This window comes from Streptomyces sp. NPDC006624 (assembly GCF_040611555.1).
Taxonomy (GTDB): Bacteria; Actinomycetota; Actinomycetes; order Streptomycetales; family Streptomycetaceae; genus Streptomyces.
The window spans coordinates 1-23,711 of sequence record NZ_JBEXOM010000004.1 but is presented as its reverse complement, the minus strand read 5'-3'; the positions used below and the strand labels follow the sequence as shown (position 1 = coordinate 23,711).

General features: G+C 75.0%; 18 protein-coding genes and 1 pseudogene. 14 read left to right on the top strand and 5 right to left on the bottom strand.

Annotated features, from left to right (window positions below; genetic code table 11):
* Window positions 1-109: 109 nt before the first annotated feature.
* Window positions 110-835, top strand: coding sequence for a response regulator transcription factor (locus ABZY20_RS09040; RefSeq protein ID WP_356438762.1), 726 nt, complete (start codon window positions 110-112; stop codon window positions 833-835).
* Between the two features lie 3 nt (window positions 836-838).
* Window positions 839-1,954, top strand: coding sequence for a HAMP domain-containing sensor histidine kinase (locus ABZY20_RS09035; protein WP_356438759.1), 1,116 nt, complete (start codon window positions 839-841; stop codon window positions 1,952-1,954).
* A gap of 376 nt (window positions 1,955-2,330) precedes the next feature.
* Here the strand turns inward: ABZY20_RS09035 and ABZY20_RS09030 are convergent, their stop codons facing one another.
* Window positions 2,331-3,332, bottom strand: coding sequence for an NAD-dependent epimerase/dehydratase family protein (locus tag ABZY20_RS09030; RefSeq protein WP_356438756.1), 1,002 nt, complete (start codon window positions 3,330-3,332; stop codon window positions 2,331-2,333).
* A gap of 123 nt (window positions 3,333-3,455) precedes the next feature.
* Between ABZY20_RS09030 and ABZY20_RS09025 the strand changes: the two genes are divergently transcribed.
* The 8 genes from ABZY20_RS09025 to ABZY20_RS08990 all read left to right on the top strand — a co-directional run bounded on the left by ABZY20_RS09025 (window position 3,456) and on the right by ABZY20_RS08990 (window position 12,011).
* The gene (locus ABZY20_RS09025; protein WP_356438753.1) at window positions 3,456-4,187 is read left to right on the top strand and encodes a flavodoxin family protein; all 732 of its coding nucleotides are present in this window, start codon (window positions 3,456-3,458) and stop codon (window positions 4,185-4,187) included.
* 28 nt (window positions 4,188-4,215) lie between these two features.
* Window positions 4,216-5,454, top strand: a complete 1,239-nt coding sequence (locus ABZY20_RS09020; protein ID WP_356438750.1) for a threonine/serine exporter family protein — start codon at window positions 4,216-4,218, stop codon at window positions 5,452-5,454.
* A gap of 170 nt (window positions 5,455-5,624) precedes the next feature.
* Entirely contained in the window at window positions 5,625-6,938 is a 1,314-nt protein-coding gene (locus ABZY20_RS09015) for an FAD-dependent oxidoreductase (RefSeq protein WP_356438747.1), read from the top strand.
* Window positions 6,935-7,666, top strand: coding sequence for a DUF1365 domain-containing protein (locus ABZY20_RS09010; protein ID WP_356438744.1), 732 nt, complete (start codon window positions 6,935-6,937; stop codon window positions 7,664-7,666). Before ABZY20_RS09015 ends, ABZY20_RS09010 begins: the two co-directional genes overlap by 4 nt.
* On the top strand, window positions 7,663-9,168 hold the full coding sequence (locus ABZY20_RS09005) for a cyclopropane-fatty-acyl-phospholipid synthase family protein (protein WP_356438741.1): 1,506 nt from the start codon (window positions 7,663-7,665) through the stop codon (window positions 9,166-9,168). Before ABZY20_RS09010 ends, ABZY20_RS09005 begins: the two co-directional genes overlap by 4 nt.
* Window positions 9,165-10,466 (top strand): cyclopropane-fatty-acyl-phospholipid synthase family protein, encoded by a 1,302-nt coding sequence (locus tag ABZY20_RS09000; RefSeq protein ID WP_356438738.1) that lies wholly within the window; start codon window positions 9,165-9,167, stop codon window positions 10,464-10,466. Before ABZY20_RS09005 ends, ABZY20_RS09000 begins: the two co-directional genes overlap by 4 nt.
* Complete coding sequence (locus tag ABZY20_RS08995; protein ID WP_356438735.1) at window positions 10,463-11,275, top strand: DUF1295 domain-containing protein; 813 nt, start codon at window positions 10,463-10,465, stop codon at window positions 11,273-11,275. Before ABZY20_RS09000 ends, ABZY20_RS08995 begins: the two co-directional genes overlap by 4 nt.
* A gap of 1 nt (window position 11,276) precedes the next feature.
* The gene (locus tag ABZY20_RS08990; protein WP_356438732.1) at window positions 11,277-12,011 is read left to right on the top strand and encodes an alpha/beta family hydrolase; all 735 of its coding nucleotides are present in this window, start codon (window positions 11,277-11,279) and stop codon (window positions 12,009-12,011) included.
* Here ABZY20_RS08990 and ABZY20_RS08985 read toward each other — a convergent pair.
* The 4 genes from ABZY20_RS08985 to ABZY20_RS08970 all read right to left on the bottom strand — a co-directional run bounded on the left by ABZY20_RS08985 (window position 11,981) and on the right by ABZY20_RS08970 (window position 16,033).
* Window positions 11,981-12,895, bottom strand: coding sequence for a YihY/virulence factor BrkB family protein (locus tag ABZY20_RS08985; RefSeq protein ID WP_356438729.1), 915 nt, complete (start codon window positions 12,893-12,895; stop codon window positions 11,981-11,983). The genes ABZY20_RS08990 and ABZY20_RS08985 overlap by 31 nt on opposite strands.
* 124 nt (window positions 12,896-13,019) lie before the next feature.
* A complete protein-coding gene (locus ABZY20_RS08980) occupies window positions 13,020-14,618 on the bottom strand; it encodes a molybdopterin-dependent oxidoreductase (RefSeq protein ID WP_356438727.1) in 1,599 nt (532 codons plus the stop codon).
* Between the two features lie 81 nt (window positions 14,619-14,699).
* Window positions 14,700-15,452 (bottom strand): anti-sigma factor, encoded by a 753-nt coding sequence (locus ABZY20_RS08975; protein ID WP_356438725.1) that lies wholly within the window; start codon window positions 15,450-15,452, stop codon window positions 14,700-14,702.
* Window positions 15,449-16,033: a sigma-70 family RNA polymerase sigma factor gene (locus ABZY20_RS08970; protein ID WP_356438724.1), complete on the bottom strand. Its 585-nt coding sequence runs from the start codon at window positions 16,031-16,033 to the stop codon at window positions 15,449-15,451. Before ABZY20_RS08970 ends, ABZY20_RS08975 begins: the two co-directional genes overlap by 4 nt.
* A gap of 239 nt (window positions 16,034-16,272) precedes the next feature.
* On the opposite strand from ABZY20_RS08970, the gene ABZY20_RS08965 reads away from it, so the two are divergent.
* The 4 genes and pseudogenes from ABZY20_RS08965 to ABZY20_RS08950 all read left to right on the top strand — a co-directional run.
* Window positions 16,273-18,732, top strand: coding sequence for a SpoIIE family protein phosphatase (locus ABZY20_RS08965; RefSeq protein ID WP_356438723.1), 2,460 nt, complete (start codon window positions 16,273-16,275; stop codon window positions 18,730-18,732).
* Window positions 18,733-18,930: 198 nt separating this feature from the next.
* Complete coding sequence (locus ABZY20_RS08960) at window positions 18,931-21,195, top strand: efflux RND transporter permease subunit (RefSeq protein ID WP_356438721.1); 2,265 nt, start codon at window positions 18,931-18,933, stop codon at window positions 21,193-21,195.
* Window positions 21,196-21,330: 135 nt separating this feature from the next.
* Window positions 21,331-22,998: a serine/threonine-protein kinase gene (locus tag ABZY20_RS08955; RefSeq protein ID WP_356438720.1), complete on the top strand. Its 1,668-nt coding sequence runs from the start codon at window positions 21,331-21,333 to the stop codon at window positions 22,996-22,998.
* Window positions 22,995-23,711: pseudogene (locus tag ABZY20_RS08950) on the top strand (hypothetical protein); the annotation flags it as partial. The gene ABZY20_RS08955 and the pseudogene ABZY20_RS08950, both read left to right, overlap by 4 nt.

Below are 23,711 nucleotides of genomic sequence, written 5' to 3'. Positions count from 1 at the left end.
GAACGCGAAACGGGCATACCGGTCAGCCGCTCCTTACGAAACACGGACGCCGGCGGCCGGGACGCCGCCCGGGCCCCCGCGCGCGGCGGCGCGGTGCCAGGCTGGGGGCATGCAGCAGCCCAACGAGCCCACCGGGCCGTCCGACGGGTCCCCCCGGATCCTCGTCGTCGACGACGACCCCACCGTCGCCGAGGTCGTCGCCGGGTACCTGGACCGCGCCGGTTACACCGTCGACCGCGCCGACGACGGCCCCACCGCCCTCACCCGGGCCGCCGAGCGCCGGCCGGACCTGGTGGTGCTCGACCTGATGCTGCCCGGCATGGACGGCCTGGAGGTGTGCCGGCGCATCCGCGGCCAGGGCCCGGTACCGGTCATCATGCTCACCGCCCGCGGCGACGAGGACGACCGCATCCTGGGACTGGAGGTCGGCGCCGACGACTACGTCACCAAACCCTTCAGCCCGCGCGAACTGGTCCTGCGCGTCGAGTCGGTGCTGCGCCGCAGCCGGCCCGCCGCCACCGGGCGGCGGCTGGGCGCGGGCGGCCTGACCGTCGACCCGCAGGCCCGCCGTGCCACCAAGAACGGCGGCGAACTCGCCCTCACCCTGCGGGAGTTCGACCTGCTCACCTTCTTCCTGCGGCACCCGGGGCGGGCGTTCGCCCGCGAGGACCTGATGCGCGAGGTGTGGGGCTGGGACTTCGGCGACCTGTCGACCGTCACCGTCCACGTCCGCCGCCTGCGCGGCAAGGTCGAGGACGACCCGGCCCGGCCCCGCCTGATCCAGACCGTGTGGGGCGTCGGCTACCGCTTCGACCCCGCGGGCGCGGAGGACTGAACCGTGCGCGACACCCTGCTCATCGCTCTGTACGCCTTCGCCGGGGCCGCCGGCACCGGGCTGGCCGGGGCGGGCGCGCTGCGCCTGACCCGCCGCCGCTCACTGACCGCCTCGCTCGCCGTGGTCGCGGCGGTCGGCGTCGTCGCGATGCTCGCCGGCACCCTCGCCGTCGCCTGGGCGATGTTCCTGTCGCCGCACGACCTGACCGTCGTCACCACCGTCGTCGCCATGGCGGCCGTCGTCTCGCTGGCCACCGCGCTGCTGCTGGGCCGCTGGGTCGTCGCCCGCAGTCACGCGCTCGCGGCGGCCGCGCGTTCCTTCGGCGACGGCGGCGACTTCGCCGCCCCCGACGGCCCGGCCACCGCCGAACTGGAGTTCCTCAGCCGCGAACTGGCGGCCACCAGCGCCCGGCTCGCCGAGTCCCGCGAGCGGGAACGCGCCCTGGAGACCTCCCGGCGCGAGCTCGTCGCCTGGATCTCGCACGACCTGCGCACGCCGCTGGCCGGACTGCGCGCCATGTCGGAGGCCCTGGAGGACGGCGTCGCCGCCGACCCCGACCGCTATCTGCGGCAGATGCGCACCGAGGTGGAACGCCTCAACGACATGGTCGGCGACCTCTTCGAGCTCTCCCGCATCCACGCCGGCGCGCTGTCCCTGATGCCGACCCGGATGTCCCTGTACGACCTGGTGGGCGACGCGCTGGCGGGAGCCGACCCGCTGGCCCGGGAACACGGGGTGCGGCTGGTGGGCGGCCGTATCGAGCCGGTGCCGGTGGAGGTGGACGGCAGGGAGATGAGCCGTGTGCTGGGCAACCTGCTCGTCAACGCCATCCGCCGGACCCCGGCCGACGGCACGGTCGCGATCGCCGCGGAGCGTTCCCCCGAGGGGGTGGTGCTGTCGGTGACCGACGCCTGCGGAGGCATCCCCGAGGAGGACCTGCCGCGCGTCTTCGACACCGGCTGGCGCGGCACCCACGCCCGCACGCCCCCGGCCGGCGCGGGCCTGGGCCTGGCCATCGTCCGGGGCATCGTGGAGGCGCACCAGGGCCGGGCCGCCGTCCGCAACGTCCCCGGCGGATGCCGCTTCGAGGTGGTGCTGCCCGCCGCCGCTTCTCCCTGATCACGGGCAGCACCACCGGTCTCCGAAGAACCCTCGCGCGGTCCGACTCTGTGTGGGGCCCGGCTCCGTGTGAGGCCCGACTCCCTATGGGCCCGGCTCCGTGTGGGGTCCGAGTCTGTGTGGGGCCCGGTCCGTGTGGAGTCCGAGCCCGTGTGGGGCCCGGCTCCGTGTGAGGCCCGACTCCCCATCGGGCCCGACTCCGTGCGGAGCCCGCCCCGCGGAGCCCGCCCTCCCCGTGCGGAGCCCGCCCCCTGTGCGGAGCCCGCCCCCTGTGCGGAGCCCGCCCCGCGGAGCCCGCCCCCCGTGCGGAGCCCGCCCCGCGGCGCCCACCCCCGTGGGCAGCGGTAGTCCGCGGTGAGCCCCAGCCCGACAAGGCTCACCCACCGCGCATCCCCGCCCGGGCGAACTCCCGCATGCCTTCCTCGAAGGCGACCTCCGGCTTCCAGCCCAGTGCCGTGCGCAGCAGTGAGGAGTCCGCGGTGATGTGCCGGACGTCCCCGAGCCGGTACCCGCCGGTGACGACCGGCTCGGGACCGCCGCAGGCGGCGGCGAGCGCCCGCGCCATCTCGCCGACGGTGTGCGGGGTGCCGCTGCCGGTGTTGTACGCCGTGAGCGCCCCCGGCGCGGCCTCCGCCTCCAGCGCCACCACGTTGGCCGCGGCCACGTCCCGGACGTGCACGAAGTCCCGCCGCTGCCGCCCGTCCTCGAACACGCGCGGTGCCTCGCCGCGGGCGAGCGCCGAGCGGAAGAAGGAGGCGACCCCGGCGTACGGGGTGTCGCGGGGCATGCCGGGCCCGTACACGTTGTGGTAGCGCAGCGACACCGCCGATCCGCCGGTGCAGCGGGCCCAGGCCGCCGCCAGGTGCTCCTGGGCGAGTTTCGTCGTCGCGTACACGTTGCGGGGATCGGCCGGCGCGTCCTCGCCGACCAGGCCGGGGGAGAGGTCCTGACCGCACACCGGGCAGACCGGCTCGAACCGGCCCGCGTCCAGGTCCGCGACCGCGCGCGGCCCGGGCCGGACCACGCCGTGCCGGGCGCACGCGTAGCGCCCCTCCCCGTAGACGACCATCGAGCCGGCGAGCACCAGGCGGCGCACGCCCGACTCCGCCATGGCGGCGAGCAGCACGGCGGTTCCCAGGTCGTTGCGGGAGACGTACTCCGCCGCGTCCGCGACCCCGTCGCCGAGCCCGACCCGCGCCGCCTGGTGGCAGACGGCGTCCACCCCGGCCAGGGCCCGCCCGACGGCCGGAGGATCGCGCACGTCGGCGCGCGGATCGTCCCGCACGTCGAACACGACCGCCTCGTGGCCGCGCCCGCGCAGGGCGCGCACGACCTCGGACCCGATGAACCCGGCACCGCCGGTGACCAGTACGCGCATACGGCCACGCTAGGCGCGCCGCACCGCCCGGCCACCGGACCGCGCCCGCACGTCATGACTCCGTAAGGCGTAAGGCCGACAGCGAAAAGGGACAAAGCGGACCGCATGCGGGACGCTGCCTCCATGACGACCTCGCCCGCCACCGGGACCCCGTACCGCTACGACGATCTGACCGCCCTCTACGTCAACTGCACGCTCAAGCCGTCCCCGCAGCTCAGCCACACCCAGGGCCTGATCGACAAGAGCCGGTCGATCATGGAGTCCGCCGGCGTGACCACCGAGGAGATCCGCGCCGTCGACCACGACATCGCGCCCGGCGTGTACCCGGACATGACCGAGCACGGCTTCGCCACGGACGCCTGGCCCGCGCTGTACGAGAAGGTGATGGCGGCCGACATCCTGGTCCTGGCGGGACCGATCTGGCTCGGCGACAACAGCTCGGTCACCAAGAAGGTCATCGAGCGCCTCTACGCCTGCTCCTCCCTGCTCAACTCCCAGGGCCAGTACGCCTACTACGGCCGCGCGGGCGGCTGTCTCATCACCGGCAACGAGGACGGCGTCAAGCACTGCGCGATGAACGTCCTCTACAGCCTCCAGCACCTCGGCTACACCATCCCGCCCCAGGCGGACGCCGGCTGGATCGGCGCCGCCGGCCCCGGACCGTCGTACCTCGACCCGGGCTCCGGCGGCCCGGAGAACGACTTCACCAACCGCAACACCAGCTTCATGACCTGGAACCTGATGCACGTCGCGGCCCTGCTGAAGCGCGCCGGCGGCGTCCCCGCCCACGGCAACCAGCGCTCGCAGTGGGACGCCGGCTGCCGCCCGGGCGCCGACAACCCCGAGCACCGCTGAGCGGCGGACGCGTGGCCGAGGTGCGCCCGTGACACCCCCCGAACGGCAGGCCGACCTCACCGGCCTGAGCGACCTGCTCGCGCACCTCGCCGAGCTGCTGATCCGCACCAGCGGCGAGGGCGCCGAGATGATCGCCTGGACCCTGTCCGAGGTGGCCCGGGCCTACGGCGGCAGCGCCGAGAGCCAGCTCGTGCCCGACGCCGCCACGGTCACCGTCGCGCTGGGCGGGCGGACGCACACCTTCGTGGTGACCGCCCGCCCGGACGTCGCCCGGCTGGACCGGGTCGCGGAGGTCAAACGCCTCGTCGAGGCGGTCCGCACGGGGAACGTCACGCTGCCCGACGCCCGGCTGCGCCTGGCCGCCATCGCCGAGTCGCCCGACCCCTACCCGAGATGGCTGCGGCTGGCGGGCATCGTCATGTTCTCCGTCGGGTTCGCCCCCGTGATGCAGGCCACCTGGTACGAGATCGGCACCACCGCCGTCACCGCCTCCCTGGTCGCGCTGCTCGTCGGCGCCGCGGACGTGCTGCCCCGGCTGCGGCTCGTGCTGCCGCTGGTCGCCGCCGTGTGCGTCTCCGCCCTCGTGCTGCTCGTCTTCGCCCGGGACGCCTCACACGGCAGCGCGATCCTGCTGATGCTCCCCGCCCTGTTCTTCTTCGTCCCCGGCGACTACCTCAGCGCGGCCGTCGCGGAGACCGTCGCGGGATACGTGACCACCGGGGCCATCCGTCTCGTCTACGCCGCCGCGCTGCTCCTCCAGCTCTACGTCGGCATCGTCGTCGGAGCGGCCCTCACCGGCACCCCCCTCAGCAGGTTCGACGACTTCGCCGCCGCCGGGGAACTGTCCCGCTGGGTCGTGGCGGGCACCTGGGCCGTCTTCGCCATGGGCACGGTCTTCGCCTTCGGCATCCCCTTCCGGCTGTCCGGCTGGGTGCTGTTCCTCGCCTACCTGACGCTCACCGTGCAGGCCGCCGCCACCAAAGCCGTCGGGGAGGACGGCGGCACCTTCGCCGCCGCCGTCGTGCTCTCGGCGACCGCCGCCCTGGTGGCCCGGCGGCCGGGACGGCCCCCGCGCCTGCCGCTGGTGCTCGCGGGCTTCTTCACCCTCACCGTCGGCTCGCTCGGCCTGCGCGGACTCACCACGCTCATCGGCGGTCACCCGATCGAGGGCTTCCAGGACCTGCTCGACCTGGTCACCACCGTGACGATCATCGCCGCGGGCATGCTGCTCGGCGCGGCGCTCGTCCGCTCACCCGGACACAGGTGACCCGGACCGGCACCCGGCCACCCCGCAAGCGCCCGCGACTCGGGCGGCCGGGCGGCCGACCGCCCCCGCGTCCAGGGCGTCGCGGGGGACCGCGACGCCCACCAATCCGCCGCCCCGCCTGCCTCGGATTACCCCCGGATCCCTGATCACGAAGGGCGGGAGAAGAGGCGATGAGACCGACGTCGAGCAGCCACCGGCACGGCCGGGAGGGCGGCGCGCGCCACGGGCGGCGGACGGCCGTGGTCGGCTCGGGTGTGGCGGGCCTGACCGCCGCGTACGTCCTGGGCCGGGCCGGGCACGTCACGCTGTACGAGGCCGACGACCGGCTCGGCGGGCACGCGCACACCCACGAGCTCACCACACCCCACGACGGCCGCGTGCACCGCGTCGACTCCGGCTTCATCGTGCACAACCGGCGCACCTATCCGCACCTGCTGCGGCTCTTCGCCGAACTCGGCGTCGCCACGCAGGAGTCGGAGATGAGCATGTCCGTCAGGTGCGAGGGCTGCGGCCTGGAGTACGCCGGCGCCCGCGGCCCGGCAGGACTGCTCGCCCGGCCCCGCAACCTGGCGCGCGGCCGCTACCTGCGGATGCTGACCGAGGTGCCCGCCTTCCACCGGGCGGCCCGCGCCCTGCTGGCCTCGGGCGGGCGGCACACCCTCACCCTCGGCCGGTTCCTGGACCGCGAGGGCTTCTCCGCCTACTTCCGCGCCCACTTCATCACCCCGCTCGTGTCGGCTGTGTGGTCCTGCGACGCCGCCACCGCCCAGCGGTACCCGGCCGCCTACCTGTTCCGCTTCCTCGCGCACCACGGGCTGCTGTCGGTCGGCGGCTCGCCGGTGTGGCGCACGGTCACGGGCGGCTCGCACGCCTACGTCGACCGCGTCGCCAAGCACATCGGCGAGATCCGCACCGGCACCCCCGTGCGCGCCGTACGGCGCCACGCCGACGGCGCCGACGTCACCACCGAGGACGGCACCACCGAGTCCTACGACGCCGTGGTGATCGCGACCCACCCCGATCAGGCGCTGCGGCTGCTGGCCGACCCGACCGACCGGGAGCGGCAGGTGCTGGGCGCGTTCCGCTACTCCCGCAACACCACGCTCCTGCACACCGACACCCGGCTGCTGCCGCGCGCCCCGGGCGCCCGCGCGTCCTGGAACTACCTGATGCCCTCGTGCACCGCCGGCGCCGACCGCGTACGGGTCAGCTACGACATGAACCGGCTGCAACGCCTGGACGCCGCCGAGACGTTCGTGGTGACGCTGGGCGGCGAGGACCGCGTCGACCCCGGGCGGGTGCTGGCCCGCATGGTCTACGAACACCCGGTGTACACCCCCGAGTCGGTGGCCGCGCAGCAGCGCCTGCCCGAACTGGCCAGCGACGTCTGCGCGTTCGCGGGCGCCTACCACGGCTGGGGGTTCCACGAGGACGGCTGCCGCTCCGGCGCCGAGGCCGCGGCGGCGCTGGGCGTGCGCTGGTGAGCACCGCACCCGCGCTCTACTCCTGCGCCATCACGCACGTACGGACCGGCCCCCGGCGGTACGCCCTGCGGCACCGCACCTACCTGTGGCTGCTCGACCCCGACCGGCCACCCCGGCTGCCCCGGCCGCTCAGGCCGCTCGCCCGGTTCGACCCCCGTGACCACTTCACCGGCGACCACCCCACGATCCGCGCGGGCCTGGACGCCTTCCTCGCCGCGCACGGCACGCACCTGGACGGCGGGCGGGTGCTGATGCTCACCCACGCCCGCGTCCTCGGGCACGTCTTCAACCCCCTGACCCTGTACTGGTGCCACGGCCCCGCGGGCGACCTGCGCTGCGTGGTCGCCGAGGTGCACAACACCTACGGCGGCCGGCACTGCTACCTGCTGCACCCCGACGCCACGGGCGCCGCGCACACCGGCAAGGAGTTCTACGTCTCCCCGTTCTTCCCCGTCGACGGCGGCTACCGCATGCGGCTGCCCCTGCCGGGGGAACGGCTCGGCCTGACCGTCCACCTGGACCGGGAGGGCCGCCGGGCCTTCACCGCGACCGTGCGCGGCACCCGGCGCGCGGCGAGCTCCGCGGCCCTGCTGCGGCTGGCCCTGCGCCACCCCTGGTCCACCCTCGCCGTGTCGGCCGCGATCCGCGCCCACGGCATACGCCTGTACCTGCGGGGCCTGCCCGTGCAGCCCCGCCCCGGCCATCGCACCCCGGAGAACGCGACATGAGAACAGCCCGCCGCCCCGACACCACCCCCGGCCCTGCGGCCCCCGAGCACCGGCCGGACGGGGAGAGTTCGGACCGCCGGTCCGACGGGGAGGGCCTGGACCGTCGGCTCGACGGGGAGCATCTCGACCGTCGGCCCGGCGCGGAGGGCCGGGAACGTCGGCCAGGCGTGACGGACCGCGAACACCGGCTCGCCCGCCTGGACACCCGGCACCGGCCCGGCGTCGCGGATGCGGAGAGCCGGCCCGGGACCGCGGACCCGGCGCCCCGCCCCACCCCCGCCGACCCCACCCGCTGGCCGGACATCGTCACCGTGCCCCGCGCGTTCCGGCCGCGGACCGCCGTCACCGCCGCCCTCGTGCGGCACGCCCTGCGGGACCTGCCCCTGCGGGTCCGCTTCGCGGGGGCGGGGACCGTCGGACGGGGCGGCCCGCTGCTGGACGTGCGCGACCCGGACGCCTTCCACGCCCGCCTCGGCACCGGGGGACTGGTCGGGTTCGGCGAGTCCTACATGGCCGGGGAATGGGACGCCCCCGACCTCGTCGGCGTCCTCACCGTGCTCGCCGGGCACGCCGCCGAACTGGTCCCGGCCCCGCTGCAACGGCTGCGCGGCCTGTGGGCGCCGCGCCACCCCCGCGAGGAACGCAACACCTCCGACGGCTCCCGCAGGAACATCAGCCGCCACTACGACCTGTCCAACGACCTGTTCGCCCTCTTCCTCGACGACACCCTCAGCTACTCCTCCGCCGTCTTCCGCGGCTTCCCCGCCGACTGGGAGCGGCTCGCCGCGGCCCAGCACCGCAAGATCGACCGGCTGCTCGACCTGGCCGACGTGGGCACCGGCACCCGGCTGCTGGAGATCGGCACCGGATGGGGCGAACTCGCCCTGCGGGCCGCCGCCCGCGGCGCCCGGGTCACCACCCTCACGCTCTCCGGTGAGCAGCAGGCGCTGGCCGGGCAGCGGGTGGCCGAAGCGGGACTCGAAGACCGCGTCTCCGTCGAGCTGTGCGACTACCGGGAGGCGCGCGGGGAGTACGACGCCGTCGTCAGCGTGGAGATGATCGAGGCCGTCGGCGCGGAGTTCTGGCCGGTGTACTTCCGCACCCTGGACGCCCGGCTGGCCCCCGGCGGCCGGGCCGCGCTGCAGGCCATCACCATGCCGCACGACCGGATGCTCGCCACCCGCGACACCTACACGTGGATCCACAAGTACGTCTTCCCCGGCGGCTTCTGCCCGTCCACGCGGGCCATCGAGGAGACGGTCCGCGACCACACCGGGCTGAGCCTCGCCCGCCGCGACGCCTTCGGCGCGCACTACGCGGAGACCCTGCGCCTGTGGCGGGAGCGGTTCACCGGACGCGCCGACGAGGTCGCGGCGCTCGGCTTCGACGAGACCTTCCGCCGCCTGTGGACCTTCTACCTCGCCTACTCCGAGGCCGGGTTCAGGGCCGGATACCTCGACGTCCAGCAGTACCTGTTCACGAAGGAGAACCGCGCCCGATGACCACCGCCCCGCTCACCACCCGGCCCGGCGCCGCCCACCGGCTCGCCGCCCTCGCCGAGGACCTGCTCGGCGGGCCCCTGCCGGTGCGGCTGCGCACCTGGGACGGCAGCGAGACCGGCCCGGACGGCGCGCCCGTGGTCGTCCTGCGCTCCCGACGCGCCCTGCGCCGCCTGCTGTGGCAGCCCGGCGAACTGGGCCTGGCGCAGGCCTACGTCACCGGTGAACTCGACGTCGAGGGCGACCTCGCCGAGGCCCTGCGCACGGTGTGGGCCGCCCAGCGGGACCGGGGCCTGCGCCCGCCCCGGCTCACCCCCGCCGACCGCGCCCGCGCGGTCGCCGCCGCCGCCCGCCTCGGCGTGATCGGCCCCCGCCCGGCCGCCCCCGCCTCCCAGGCCAGACTGCGCGGCGGCCTGCACAGCAAGGCCCGCGACCGGGCCGCCATCAGCCACCACTACGACCTGTCCAACGACTTCTACGCCCTGCTCCTCGACGAGACCATGGCGTACTCCTGCGGCTACTGGACCGGGCCGGACGCCCGTCGCGAGCCCGCCGGCGCGCAGCGGGCGAAGCTGGAACTGATCCGCCGCAAGCTCGCCCTCGAAGCCGGTTCGCGGCTGCTGGACATCGGCTGCGGCTGGGGGTCCCTCACCCTGCACGCGGCCGAACACGGCGTCCGGGTCACCGCGGTGACCCTGGCCGGGGAACAGGCGGCCTACGTCCGCGAGCGGGTGCGCGAACGCAGCCTGGGCGACCGGGTGGAGGTGGTGTGCCTGGACTACCGGGACATCGAGGGCGGCGCGTTCGACGCCGTGGCCACCGTCGAGATGGGCGAGCACGTCGGCGACGCCGAGTACCCGGCGTTCGCCGCCGCCCTGCACCGGCTCGTCAGGCCCCGCGGACGGGTGCTCGTGCAGCAGATGTCGCGCGGGCACGGCGCCCCCGGCGGCGGGCCGTTCATCGAGGCGTACATCGCGCCCGACATGCACATGCGGCCCCTCGGCGAGACGATCTCCCTGCTGGAGTCCGCCGGGCTCGAGGTGCGGCACACCGAGTCCCTGCGCGAGCACTACGTCCGCACGATCGGCGCCTGGCACCGCACCCTGGAGGAGCGCTGGGAGCGGTTCGCCGCCCTGGCCGGGGAGGAGACCGCCCGCGTCTGGCGGCTCTACCTGGCCGGTGCCGCGCTGGCGTTCCAGGAGGGCCGCATGGGCGTCGACCAGATCCTGAGCGTCCGGCCCGGACCCGGAGGAGCGAGCGGCATGCCGGCGACCACCCACCACTGGTACGAGGCGCTGTGAGCGGCTTCCCGTGGAGCGCGTTCGCGCCGAACCTCGCCTGGAGCGCGGCCGCCGCCCTCGCCGTCATGCTCGTCACCTTCGCCGTCGCCCTGCGCGCGGGCCTCCACCGGATCGTGGACGTCGCCTGGGGCCTCGGCTTCACCGCCGTGGCGGCCGTGACGTTCGCCGCCTCCGCCGGGCACGGCGACCCGCTGCGGCGGCTGCTGGTGACGGCGCTGACGGCGGTGTGGGGGCTGCGCCTCGCCGCCCACATCGCCCGCCGCGGACGGGGCCGCGGCGAGGACCCCCGCTACGAGGCCATGCTCGCCAAGGCCCCCGGCAACCGGGACCTGTACGCCCTGCGGATGGTCTATCTGCTGCAAGGAGCCCTGGTCTGGCTGGTGTCCCTGCCCGTCCAGGCCGCGCAGTACGTGCCCGGCCCGCCGTCGGCGCCGTTCTGGGCCGGGGTCGTGCTGTGGGCGGCCGGCCTCGGCTTCGAGGCGGTGGGGGACGCCCAGCTCGCCCGGTTCAAGGCCGATCCCGCCAACCGGGGCCGGATCATGGACCGCGGGCTGTGGGCCTGGACCCGGCACCCCAACTACTTCGGGGACTTCTGCGTGTGGTGGGGTCTGTTCCTGATGGCGTGCGACTCCCCGGCGGCGGCCGCCGTGTCGGTGGTGTCCCCGCTGGTGATGAGTCTGCTGCTGACCCGGGGCAGCGGGAAGCGGCTGCTGGAACGGCACATGGCCGGGCGGCCCGGATGGGCCGCGTACACGGCCCGTACCAGCGGCTTCCTCCCGCGCCCGCCGAAGCGTGAGGGACGTACCTGACATGACGGAACGACACCACGACCCGGTCGCCCGCGACGACGGCGCCCCGGTCACCGCGCCCGTGCCGGCGCTGCTGCCGCTGCGGCGCCCGCCGCGCCCCCGGGCGGCGGTCCTGGTGCTGCACGGCGGGCGGGAGACCAGCGTCAGCGCCGCCCGCCCCTGGCAGTTGGCCGCCCTCAGGATGGACCCCTTCGTCCGCGCGGTCTCCGCAGCGCTCCCGCACGGGGACGTCCTGGTGGCCCGGGTCCGCTACCGGCTGCGCGGCTGGAACGGCGAGCGCGCCGACGCCGCGCGCGACACCCGGCGGGCGCTGACGGAACTCACCGCGCTCGCCGGTCCCGTCCCCGTGGTCCTGCTCGGCCACTCCATGGGCGGCCGGGCGGCCCTCAGCGCCGCCGGCCATCCGCAGGTGCGGGGCGTGGTCGGCCTCGCCCCCTGGTGGCCGGCCGGGGAACCGGTGGACCACCTCGCGGGCCGGCACGTCGTGGCCCTGCACGGCGACCGGGACCGCGTCACCTCGCTCGCCGCGACGGCGGCCTGTGTGCGCCGGGCGCGGGAGGCGGCGGCCCGGGCGGGGATGGCCGTCGTCGGCGGCGGCGACCACGCGATGCTGCGCCGCCCCCGCTGCTGGCACCGCACCGCGGCGGCGGTCACGGCCCATCTGCTCGACCCCGCCGGATCGCCGGACCCGCTGCCCGAGGGCGCCTACGGCACAGGCCGCCTCCCCGTGCTCTGACGCACCGTCACCGGGGTCGCTGCCTTGGCCAGTTCGGCCGCGAACTGGGCCCCGGTGAGCAGGGCCAGGTTCGACAGCCACAGCCACACCAGGAAGACGACGGCACCGGCCAGCGAGCCGTACAGCCTGCTGTAGGCGCCGAGCGTGGAGGCGTACGCGGAGAAGCCCGCGGAGACGATCAGCCACAGCACGGCGGCCAGCGCCCCGCCCGGCAGGCTGTGCCGGCGCCGGCGGGCCGGGACCGGGCCCGTGTGGAAGACCACCACGACCAGCAGGGCCACCAGGCCCAGCAGCACGGGCCAGCGCAGCAGGCTCCACGCCCAGGCCACGGTGGTGTCCACGCCGAGGGCGCGGCCCACGGCCTCCGCCAGCGGGCCGGTCAGCAGCAGCGTCAGCGAACCGACCACGAGCAGCCCGAGCAGCGCGAGCGCGGTGAGCAGGATCCTGTGGGCCTTGCGCCAGGGCGAGCGCTGGTCCGCGACCCGGTGCATGCCGTGCAGGGCGCGGCGGAAGACGGCCAGATAGCTGGACGCCGACCACAGGGAACTGGCCGCACCGGCCGCCATCAGCGACCAGGCCGTGCCGCCCGCGGCCAGCGCCCGGGTCAGGACGGCGTGCAGCTCCGGCCCCGACTGCGCCGGTGCGTACGCGCTGACGTGTGCCACGAATTCCGCCGCCGCGTCCGGGCTGATCACGCCGAACGCCAGGACGGTGGCCGGCAGGGCGGGCAGGACGGCCAGGATCGCGTAGTACGTCAGCGCCGCCGCGTAGTCCGGGACGTCGTCGTTCCACAACGACACCGGCGTCCGCCGCAGCGCCGGCCACCAGGCCGCAGGCACCCGCACCCACCGCGCCCGGCCGTCGCCCGCGAGCGGTGTTCTCATGCCGATCCGCCTCTCACCCGGATGCACCCCTGTCGGCCCTCGTGCCCGGCCGTCGCCGCTCCACGCGGAAACCGGCCGGACACGTGCGCCTTGACGGCCCGTCAGTCTTGGGGTGGGCCCGGAGTCAGTCGACCGTCACGACCACGGAGTGCCGGCCGCTCGCGCCGTCGGGGACCGTCCGGGCGCGCTGCGCGGTCTGCACCTCCCCGGTGCGGTCGGTGGCCCGCACGGTGAGGGTGTGCCCGCCCTTGACGGCCTGCCAGGCGAAGGACCACTGGCGCCAGGTGTCACGGCCGTCCTCGGCCGCGAGCCGGGCTTCCTGCCAGGGGCCGTCGTCGACGCGGATCTCGACCTTGTCGATGCCGCGGTGCTGCGCCCAGGCGACCCCGGCGACCATCACCGTGCCGGCCCGGGGGCGGGCGAACGGCTTGGGCGTGTCGATCCGGGACTGCGTCTTGACCGGGGCCTCACGGGCCCAGCCCCGCTGCACCCAGTAGGGGTCGTAGTCGTCGAACGTGGTGAGTTCGATGTCCTCGATCCACTTGCAGGCGGAGACGAACCCGTACAGGCCAGGCACCACCATGCGGACGGGGAAGCCGTGGGAGAAGGGCAGCGGCTCGCCGTTCATGCCGACGGCGAGGAGCGCGTCGCGGCCGTCCATCAGTTCCTCGACCGGGCTGCCGAGGGTCATGCCGTCCACGGAGCGGGCCACCAGCTGGTCGGCCGGGCCGCCCCGGGAGGGCGGTACGACCCCGCAGTCGGCCAGCAGGTCGGCCAGGCGCACCCCGATCCAGCGGGCGTTGCCCACATAGGGCCCGCCGACCTCGTTGGAGACGCAGGTGAGCGTGATGTCGCGCTCGACGAGATCACGGCGGAGCAGGTCGGCGAAGGAGAGCGTGACCGGGCGGCGGACGCCCTGGCCGTGGATGCGCAGCCGCCAGGCGGTGGCGTCCACCTTCGGCACCACCAAAGCCGTGTCGACCCGGTAGAAGGAGTCGTTCGGCGTGATGAAGGGGCTGATCCCGGGGATCCGCAGCGCGGCGCCCCGGGGCACCGGGTCCGCGGGGGAGGCGGGCGCGGGCAGGACCGCGGCGCGGCGGGAGGCGACCGCGTCGCGGCCGCCGGAACCGGACAGCGACCGGCCCAGCACCCCGGCCCCGGCCGAGGCGGCGGCGGCCGCCGACGCGGCGATCACGAATCCGCGCCGGTCCCACCCCGCCTCGGAGGGCGCCGCCCCCGGCCCGGCGCCGGCCGGACGCCGTGCGGCGAGCCGGCCCGCGAGCACGTACAGCACGACGGCTCCGACGACGGCGCCCACCACCGAGGGCAGGGTGTCGACGAAGCCGGTGGAGTCCGGTCTGCTCGCCGCCGCCAGCGCCCCGACCGCGCCGAAGAGCAGCACGCCCGCCGCCGCGGGGCGCCGGAAACGCGCGGACGCGATGCCCAGCGCCACCGCGAAGAGGGCCAGCACGGTGAGGATGCCGAGCTGCAGAACGAGTTTGTCGTCCGTCCCGAACGTGCGGATCGCCCAGTCCTTGACGGCGGCGGGGGTGCGGTCGATGGCCGCGCCCCCGACCGCCACCACGGGGCCGGCCTGCGGCCGGATCACCCCGGCCGCGGCCTCGGCGAAGGCGAGGGCCGCGCCGCCCGCCAGCACCCCGCTGAGGGCTCCCAGCGCCGTGGTGAGCGGCCGGATCCGGCGTTGTTTCTCTGTCTCGGTCACGTGGGGAATCCGGTCCCCGGGCGGGGCCGGATTGGTCGTACCCGCGATCGGGTTCCTTCTTCTTCCCCGCCGTTCGCCGCGTCAGGCGGGAAAGGTCATCAGGGCGACCGGGGAGGAGGTGGGGTGCTCGGAACCGCCCGCGGGCTCGACGGTGACGCCCATGCCCGAGGCGCCGTCGACAGCGCCCCGCATGAGCACGGTCTGCTCGCTGCGGCCGGGGTCCATCAGACCGGCCGACCGCATGGTGCCGCCGTCGTCGAACCACAGCTGGTAGACCTTGCCGCTCGGCGGCGTGCTCATCCCGGACACGGCGAAGACCGCCTGGTCCCGGCTGCGGGAGACCACCACGGTGCCGGTGCCGCCGCCGTTGAGCCCGGCGACCCGTGTCTCGGCGTCCGGCGCGGCCAGCACGGCGGCGATCGCGTCCGCCGTCCGTGTGGCCCGGCGCGCCTCGTCACGGGCGTCCTGGGCCTCCTGGTGCTGCCACACGGCCGTCCCGCCCAGCGCGACGACCCCCGCGAGGCAGGCCGCAAGCGCCCACCGCGACATCGCCCGGGCCCGCCTCACGGACCGGGCGGGGACGACCCGGGCCGGTCCGCGCGGTGCCTCCTGGCGGACGGTGCCGATCCGCCGCAGCACCCGCTCGCGGACCCCGGGAGCCGGGGCGCTGGCGACGGCCAGGCCCAGACGGGCGGCGGTCGCACGCAGCTCGGCCGTCTCCTGCGCGCACGCCTCGCAGCCCGCGAGATGACGCTCGAACGCGGCGCTCTCCTCGTCGGACAGGGCGTGCAGCGCGTAGGCGCCCGTCAGCCGGTGCAGATCCGTGGTGGTCATGCGGTCACCCCCAGGCAGTCGCGCAGCCGGATGAGACCGTCGCGCAGGCGGGTCTTGACGGTGCCCAGCGGCACCGCCAGGGCCTCCGCCACCTCTCGGTAGGTCAGTCCCCGGTAGTACGCCAGGGTGACGGCCTGGTGCTGGATCTCGGTCAGGGTGCGCAGACAGCGCCGCACCTGTTCCCGCTCCAGCCGGGCCTCGACGTGCTCGACCACCTCGTCGTACTCGGGCACCTGTTCCAGCAGCGCGGCCTTGTGGTCCCGGGCGGTCGCGGCCTCCACCGACCGCACCCGGTCCACGGCCCGGCGGTGCGCCAGGGTGAGGATCCAGTTCATGGCCGAACCCCGCTCGGGCCGGTAGCGCGGAGCGGTCCGCCACACCTCCACCAGCACCTCCTGGGCCACCTCCTCCGACTGCGCCCGGTCCCGCACCACGGCCCGCACGACCCCGAGCACGCCGGGGGCGACGGCGTCGTAGACCCCGGCGAACGCCTCCTCGTCGCCCAGGGCCACCCGGCCCACCAGCTCCTGCAGATCGGGCCCCGCCGATGGATTTCTGCCGATATGTACTGCTTGCTTCACCAAGGGCCTCCGTGGTCAGGACTCGTCCTGGGGTAATCCGTTCCTGACGGGGCCGCGGATTGGTTGCAGCGGGGACGAAAAAGGCAGGTGGCACGGGGCGGGGAGACGGCACGGAAGCCGGGTCGGCGGGTGGGGCGCCCCAGGGATTCCGCACGTACCCTTTCGTATTACTTAGGATGATTTGTAATGTCAGGTGGCCGTCAGGCAGGGACGGGAATGCGGTGACAGGCGGAGAGCAGGTGCCCGAGCTGCCTGGCGCGCGGCGCGCGCAGCGGGCCGACGGGCTGCCGTTCCGCCCGGCCGTCCTCGCCACCGCCCGCGCGACGGCCCGGGTCACCGCCCTGGGGGCGGCTCTGGTGGCCCTGGTGAGCCTGATCGGATGGTTCTCCGACACCGACGAGCTGAAGAGCGTGCTGCCCGGCACCGAGGTGTCCATGAAGGTCAACACCGCCGTGGCGCTCGTCCTGCTGGCCTTCTCCGTGTGGGCGATCGCCCACGAGCGGGCCCGCCCCCGGGCCGTCACCGCCTCCCGCGCGGCCTCGGCCCTGGCCACCCTGATCGGCGCCCTCACCCTCCTGGAGTACGTGGCCGGGGTGAACCTCGGTATCGACGAGCTGCTCTTCGACGACGACACCGCCCGGATCGATACGGGAACGCCCGGGCGGATGGGGCCGAACACGGCGGCCGCGCTGACGCTCGGGGGCGCGGGGGCCCTGTGCGCGAGCGCGCCCCGCATCCCCGCCTGGGTCGCGCAGATCCCGGCCCTGGCCGTCGGCGCACTCGGCATGCTCAGACTGTACGGAGCCGCCTACGAGGTGCCCCAGCTGGAGCGGTTCGGCGCCTACACGGGCATGGCCCTGCACACCGCGATCGCCCTGGTGCTGCTGGCCACCGCCCTGTTCCTGTCCCGCCCGGACGAGGGTCCCGCCGGCCTGCTGATGAACTCGGGGACGACGGGTGCCCTGGGGCGCTGGCTGATGGCGACCGTCGTGGTCGTCCCGCCGCTGCTGGGCTGGGCCGTCCTGGCGGGCGAGGACGCGGAGGTGTTCGGGCCGAGGCTGGGCACCGCGCTGCTGGTGGCCGGGCACGTCGCCGTGTTCACCGCGGTGATCTTCACGACCCTGGCCGTCGGCCGCCGCGTCGAGGTGGCCCACGCCCGCCTGGCCTGGCAGGTGCGCCAGAACGAACTGCTGCAGGCCTTCATGGACCACACCCCGGCGGTGGTGTTCATCAAGGACCTGGACGGCCGCTACCTCGCGGTCAACACGACGTTCGAGCAGAGCCTGGGCCTGACCCGGGACCAGGTCCTGGGCCGCCTGGACAAGGACGTCGTACCGTCCGACATGGCGCGCAAGGCCCGGGCCTCCGACCGCGCCATGCTGGCCGAGGGCAGACCCGTGCAGCGCGAGGAGGTGTTCACCCTGCCGGTCGGCACGCGGGAGTTCCTCTCCAGCCTGTTCCCGATCAACGACGCCTCCGGCAGGCCCTACGCCGTGGGCGGCGTGGTCACCGACATCACCGAGCGCGTCGCCGCGCAGCGTGAGGTCGAGCGGTCCCACCGGCTGTTCACCGCCCTGCTGGAATCCGCCCCCGACGCCACCCTCATCACCGACGGCGACGGCGTCGTCGTCATGGCCAACACGCAGGTGCGGCACCTCTTCGGCTGCCCGCCGGGCGACCTCGTCGGCACCGAGGTGATCGGCCTGGTGCCCCCCGCGCGCCGCCGCCGGCACGGTGCGCTCCTCGGCGCGTACCTGCGGCAGCGCGATCCGCAGCCCATGGTGCTGGACCGGGAGCTGTACGGGATGCGCCGCGACGGCTCCGAGTTCCCCGTCGAGGTCAGCGTCAGCAGCCTCCAGCCGGAGGAGCAGACCCTCGTGGTGCTGACCGTCCGCGACATCACCGAGCGCAGACGGCTGGAGGCCGAGCGCGCCGAGCGCTACGAACAGCAGCGGCACATCGCCTACACCCTGCAGCACAGCCTCATGGGGGAGCCGCCCCGGCTGCCGCACCTGCCCAGCGCGTACCGCTACCTCGCGTCCGTCCAGGACCCCGGAGTCGGCGGCGACTGGTTCGACGTCATCCCCCTCGACCGGTACCGCACCGGCGTCGTCGTCGGCGACGTGATGGGCCGGGGCCTGGAGGCCGCGGCCGTCATGGGGCAGTTGCGCGCCGCCTCCCACGCCCTGGCCCGCACCGGCGCCCGGCCCGGGGCGCTCATGACCGGGCTGGACGCGTTCGTGGCCGACCTGGCGGACCAGCTGGTCACCTGCGTGTACCTGGTGATCGACCAGCAGGCGGACCGGGTCACCCTGTGCTCGGCCGGCCACCTCCCCGTCATCGCCCTGCCCCCGGACGGCCACGCCCGCCGGCTCGGGGCGCCGGTCGGGGTGCCGCTGGGCGTCAACGGCTCGTCCGGCACGGGGCTGCTCTTCGAGGAGGTCACCCACCCGCTGCCGCCGGGCAGCACCCTCGTGCTGTACACCGACGGGCTGGTCGAACGGCCCGGCACCGACATCGAGGCCCAGATCGACGTCCTCGTCCACACCGTCGACCTCGAACTGAAGGACGCCCCCGCGGACCCGGAGACCCTGGACCGGGCCGCGGCCCGGCTGGTCAGGACCCTCATCCCGGACACGGCCGCCCACGACGACGACGTGACGCTGCTCCTGCTCGGAGTGCCGGGCCCGGAAGGGTAGGCGTCCCGGCGCGGCCCGGCCTTCCGGCACGCCTTCCGCACATGCCGCATATCCGGCATTACGGTGCGGAAGGATCGACGTGCCCGAGGACCGAAAGGCAGCGCCCATGACCTTCCGCACCGCCCCGGCAGGGACCGCGGCCCCCGTGGTCCGCCCCCTCGCGACCGGCCCCCGCGTCCGGTGAGGTGGGGCGCGTGGGTGGCCCGCCGCCGGTGGTGGGTCCTGTCCTTCTGGGGCGTGGTGTTCGTCGCGTCGGGCCTCGCCTATCCGCACCTGATCTCGTCGCTCGCCGCGTCCGACTACAGCGTCACCGGGTCTGACTCCCAGCGGGTCACCCAACTGCTCGAGGAGGACTTCCCGGCCGCCGGAGCCGAGCAGGACGTCATCGTCTTCGACTCCGACACCCTGACGATCAAGGACGAGGAGTACGTCCGGGTCGTCGACCGCGTGGTGCGGGCCGTGCGCGACGAGCCCGGAGTCGCGTCCGTGCTGGGTCCCACCGACCCCGGCATGCAGAACGTCCTGTCGAGCGGTTCGGCGGCGGTGGCCTCGCTGGGACTGGCCGGCGACGACCGGCAGCGCGGTGACCGGGCCGCCGACCTCCAGGACGTCGTGCGGGACGCGTCCGAAGGCTCTCCCGTCCGGGCCTACCTGACGGGCTACTCGCCGACGGCCAACGACCTGACCGAGGTCGAGAACTCCGACGTGGAACGCGCCGAGTCGATCGGCATCCCCATCGCGTTCCTCGTCCTGCTGCTGGCGCTGGCCGCCCTGGTCGCCTCCTTCGTCCCCCTGATCACCGCCGTGGTCAGCCTCACGGCCACCTTCGGGGTCCTCGCCGTCCTGACGACGGTGACGGTTTTCGACGCCTTCCTGCTCTCGATCGTCACGATGATCGGCGTCGGCATCGCGATCGACTACTCCCTCTTCGTGCTGTTCCGGTTCCGCGAGGAACTGGCCCGCGTCCGCGGCGAGGGGCGCCCCGACGCCGTCGCCCACTCGGTCGGCAGGGCGATGGCGACCAGCGGCCGGACCATCGCCTACTCCGGTGTCATCGTCGCCATCTCGCTGTGCTCCCTGTTCGTGGTCGACTCGCCGATGTTCCACGGCATCGCGCTGGGTTCCGTGCTGGTCGTGGTCTGCACGCTGCTCGTCGCCTGGACCATGCTGCCCGCGCTGCTGGCGGCGCTCGGGGAGCGCGTCAACCGCGGGGCCCTGCCGCGGCGCATGCAGCCCCGGGAGGACGTCGCGCAGGACTCCGGGCGGCCCGGCGGCTGGGAGCGCTGGGCCCGCACCGTCCTCGCCCGCCCCTGGATCGCCCTGCCCGCCGTGGCCGTGCTGATCCTGTTCACCCTGCCGACGGCCGGCATCAAGCTCGGCATCGACCTCGGCATCTCGGCCATCTACGACAAGCCGTCCGGGAAGGGCGCCGCGATCCTGGCCGAGAAGTTCAGCGCGGGCGCGCTGTCCCCGGTCCAGATCCTGGCCTCCCACGAGGGCTCGGGCCCGCTCGACGCGGACGACCTGAAGACGATCGACACGTTCACCACGACCCTGGAGAAGGACCCCCGCGTCGCGGGCGTGTACTCCGTCGCCACACTGCTGCGGCAGACGACCGGGACCGTCTCCCCCGAGGCGCTGCGGCAGGCGGAGCAGGACCCCGCGGTGAAACCGATCCTCGACCAGACGGTCAACGTCGGCGGCGGAGGCGACCACACGGTCGTCACCGTCGTGCCGAAGGTCCCCGTGGACTCCTCCGCGGCCACCGAGCTCGTGGAGGACCTGCGCGACGACGTGATCCCGGGGCTGACCGCGCGGGCCGGGCCGCGGATGCTGGTGGGCGGGGAGACGGCGCAGTTCGTCGACCTGTCCGACGAGACGCTCGGCAAGCTGCCCGTCGTCATGGCGATGGTGCTGACCCTGTCGTTCTTCTACCTGCTGGTGGTCTTCCGCTCGCTGCTGCTGCCGCTGAAGGCGGTGCTGCTGAACCTGCTCGCGACCTTCGCGGCCTTCGGCATCACGACCTGGGTGTTCCAGAAGGGCCATCTGGAGGGCCTGCTCGACTTCACCAGTGTCGGATTCATCCAGGTCTACCTCCCGATCATGGTCTTCGCGCTGCTGTTCGGCCTCTCCATGGACTACGAGGTGTTCCTCATCGGCCGGATGCGGGAGGAGTACCTGCGCACCGGGGACAACGACGAGGCGGTGGCCAAGGGCCTGGCCCACACCGCCCGGCCGATCGCCGCCGCGGCGGTCATCATGACGGCCGTCTTCGGGTGCTTCCTCGTCGCCGACGTGCTCGAACTCAAGGAGTTCGGGCTCGCCCTGGCCGCCGCCGTGCTGCTCGACGCGACCCTCGTCCGGCTGCTGCTGGTGCCGGCGTTCATGAAGGTCGCCGGCCGGGCCAACTGGTGGCTGCCGCCGTTCCTGGACCGGCACCTGCCCCACACGCGCCTCGACTGACCGCCCGCCCCGCTCTCTGTCACGGTCCGGGCACGCCTCACGCCCGCTTCTGGCCACGCAACCGAGGTGGCCGAAAAATGTGTCCCAGAGTGCGGGGCCGGCCGCTGGGGAGCGGCGGCCCGGGGGGGAATGGCGATGAACACATGGGAAGTGCCCGGATACACCGAGTCCCTGGAACTCGGGGCCGGGGCGAGCGGACGGGTCGTCCTGGCCGTGCACGAGGAGACCGGCGTCCCGGTCGCCGTGAAGTACCTCAGCGAGTCACTGCGCACCCGGCCGGGCTTCGTGCACGACTTCCGGGCGGAGGCGCGGCTGCTCGGCGGGCTGGAGAGCCCGTACGTCGCCGGCCTGTACGAGTACGTGGAGAGCCCGGACGGCGCCGCCATCGTGATGGAGCTGGTCGACGGGGTCTGTCTGCGGGCGCTGCTGAGGCGCGACGGCCCGCTCGACCCGGAGGCCGCGCTGGTCGTCCTCAAGGGATCGCTGCTCGGCCTCGCGGACGCGCACCGCGTGGGCGTCGTGCACCGCGACTACAAGCCGGAGAACGTCCTGGTCGAGCCGGACGGTTCCTCCAAGCTGGTCGACTTCGGCATCGCGGTGGACTCGGGCACCAGCGCGGGCGTGGCCGGGACCCCCTCGTACATGGCCCCGGAGCAGTGGACCGGCGCCCCCGCCTCGCCCGCCGCCGACGTCTACGCGGCGACGGCCACCTTCTTCGAGTGCCTCACGGGCCGCAAGCCGTACCAGGGCGAGAACCTCGCGGAACTCGCCCTCCAGCACGTCGACGCGCCCGTCCCCGCCGAGGAGGTCCCCGAGGCGGTGCGGGACCTGGTGCGCCGGGGCCTGGCCAAGGACCCCGCGGAGCGGCCCACCCGGGCCGAGGACCTCGTCACGGAGCTGGAGGCCGCCGCCCGCGCCGCGTACGGCCCCGACTGGGAGGAACGCGGCCGGGGCCGGCTGGCCGCGCTGGTCGCCCTGCTGCCGCTGCTGCTGCCCTCGTCCCGCGAGACGCCCCGCGGCACCACGGACACCGCGCGCACGGTGCTGCGCACCGAACCGGGCCGCGGCGCGGCCTCCGCCTGGCGGCCCGGCCGGCCCGGACTGCTCGTGTCCGGCGCCGCCCTGCTCCTGGGCGCCGTCCTGACCTACGGGATCCCGTACGACCCGGCGACCGCCGCGCAGCGGGCCGCGCAGGCCCTGGCCACGACCAGTGCCGGGACCGCCGGCCAGGGGCCGGCGGCGTCCCCGGCGGCGACGCCGTCCACCACGCCCACCGCGTCGGCGGGTCCGTCGCCGTCACCCACCCTGTCGCCCTCCCCGTCGGCCTCGGCCTCGGCGAGCACCGGCACGGGTGGACTCCCGACGTCGAGCACCCCGCCCGGCGGCGGGACACCGCCCGGCGGGACGGCGACCGGCGGAACGACCACCACCCCGCCGCCGGCCACCACCCCGGCCTCGCCCACCGGCCCCGTCGCGCCCGCGGTCAAGGACGTCGCGGTGTCGTCCTTCCGGCAGACCGGCCCGTCGACCGCCACGGCGACCCTCGACGTCACCACGGACGGCACCGGGCCGGTGGCGATCACGGTGTCCTGGTCCACGAGCGACAGGGCGGGACAGCCGGGCACCCCGGACGGCGCGTCCCAGACCTTCGAGCGCAGCGGCGCCACCCGGTACACGCTGACCGTCGACCACACCTTCCAGACCCTCGCCTGCTACTGGACGGTCCAGGCCGCCACGACCCCCGCCTCCGCCGACGGCGGCGCCTCCCAGCAACTCCTCACGAGGCGGTGCGACCTCCGATGACCCCCCACGACGACGCCCGGACGCCAACGTCCGACCAGGACGCCCGGACGCCGACGCCCGACCAGAAGAGCCCTGGGGCGCAGCCGCTTGTGCCGGGCGAGAAGCGCCCGGCGGTGTCCGGGCCTGCGCCGGTCGAGGCCACGAGAACCGAGGCGCTGCGGCCGGTGCCGGGCGAGGAGCGCACGGTGGTGCTGGTGCCCGCGCCGGGCCGGGAGGGCGCGGAAGTGCCGCCGCTGGCGTCCGGTGAGGAGCGCACGACCGTGCTGGTGCCTGCGCCCGGCCAGGACGCCACGGTGGTGCTGCCGCCTGCGCCGCGCCAGAAGAGCGCTGAGCCGCTGGCGCCGGCGCCCGGTGAGGAACGCACGGCGGTGCTCGCGCCCGCGCCCGGCCGCGAGCGCACCGAGGTACTGACATCCGCCGTGCCTGGCGAGGGCCCGACCGACGTGCCGGTACCCGTACCCGGCGAGGAACGCACCCAGGCGCTGCCACCGGCACCGGGCGAGGAACGCACCCAGGCGCTGCCACCGGCACCGGGCGAGGAACGCACCCAGGCCCTGCCACCGGCACCGGGCGAGGAGCGCACCGAGGTGCTGGCACCCGCCCCCCGCCAAGAGCCCACCGACCCGGCCGACCCGGCCGACCCGGCCGACCCGGCCGACCCGGCCGACCCGGCCGACCCGGCCGACCCGGCCGACCCGGCCGACCCGGCCGAC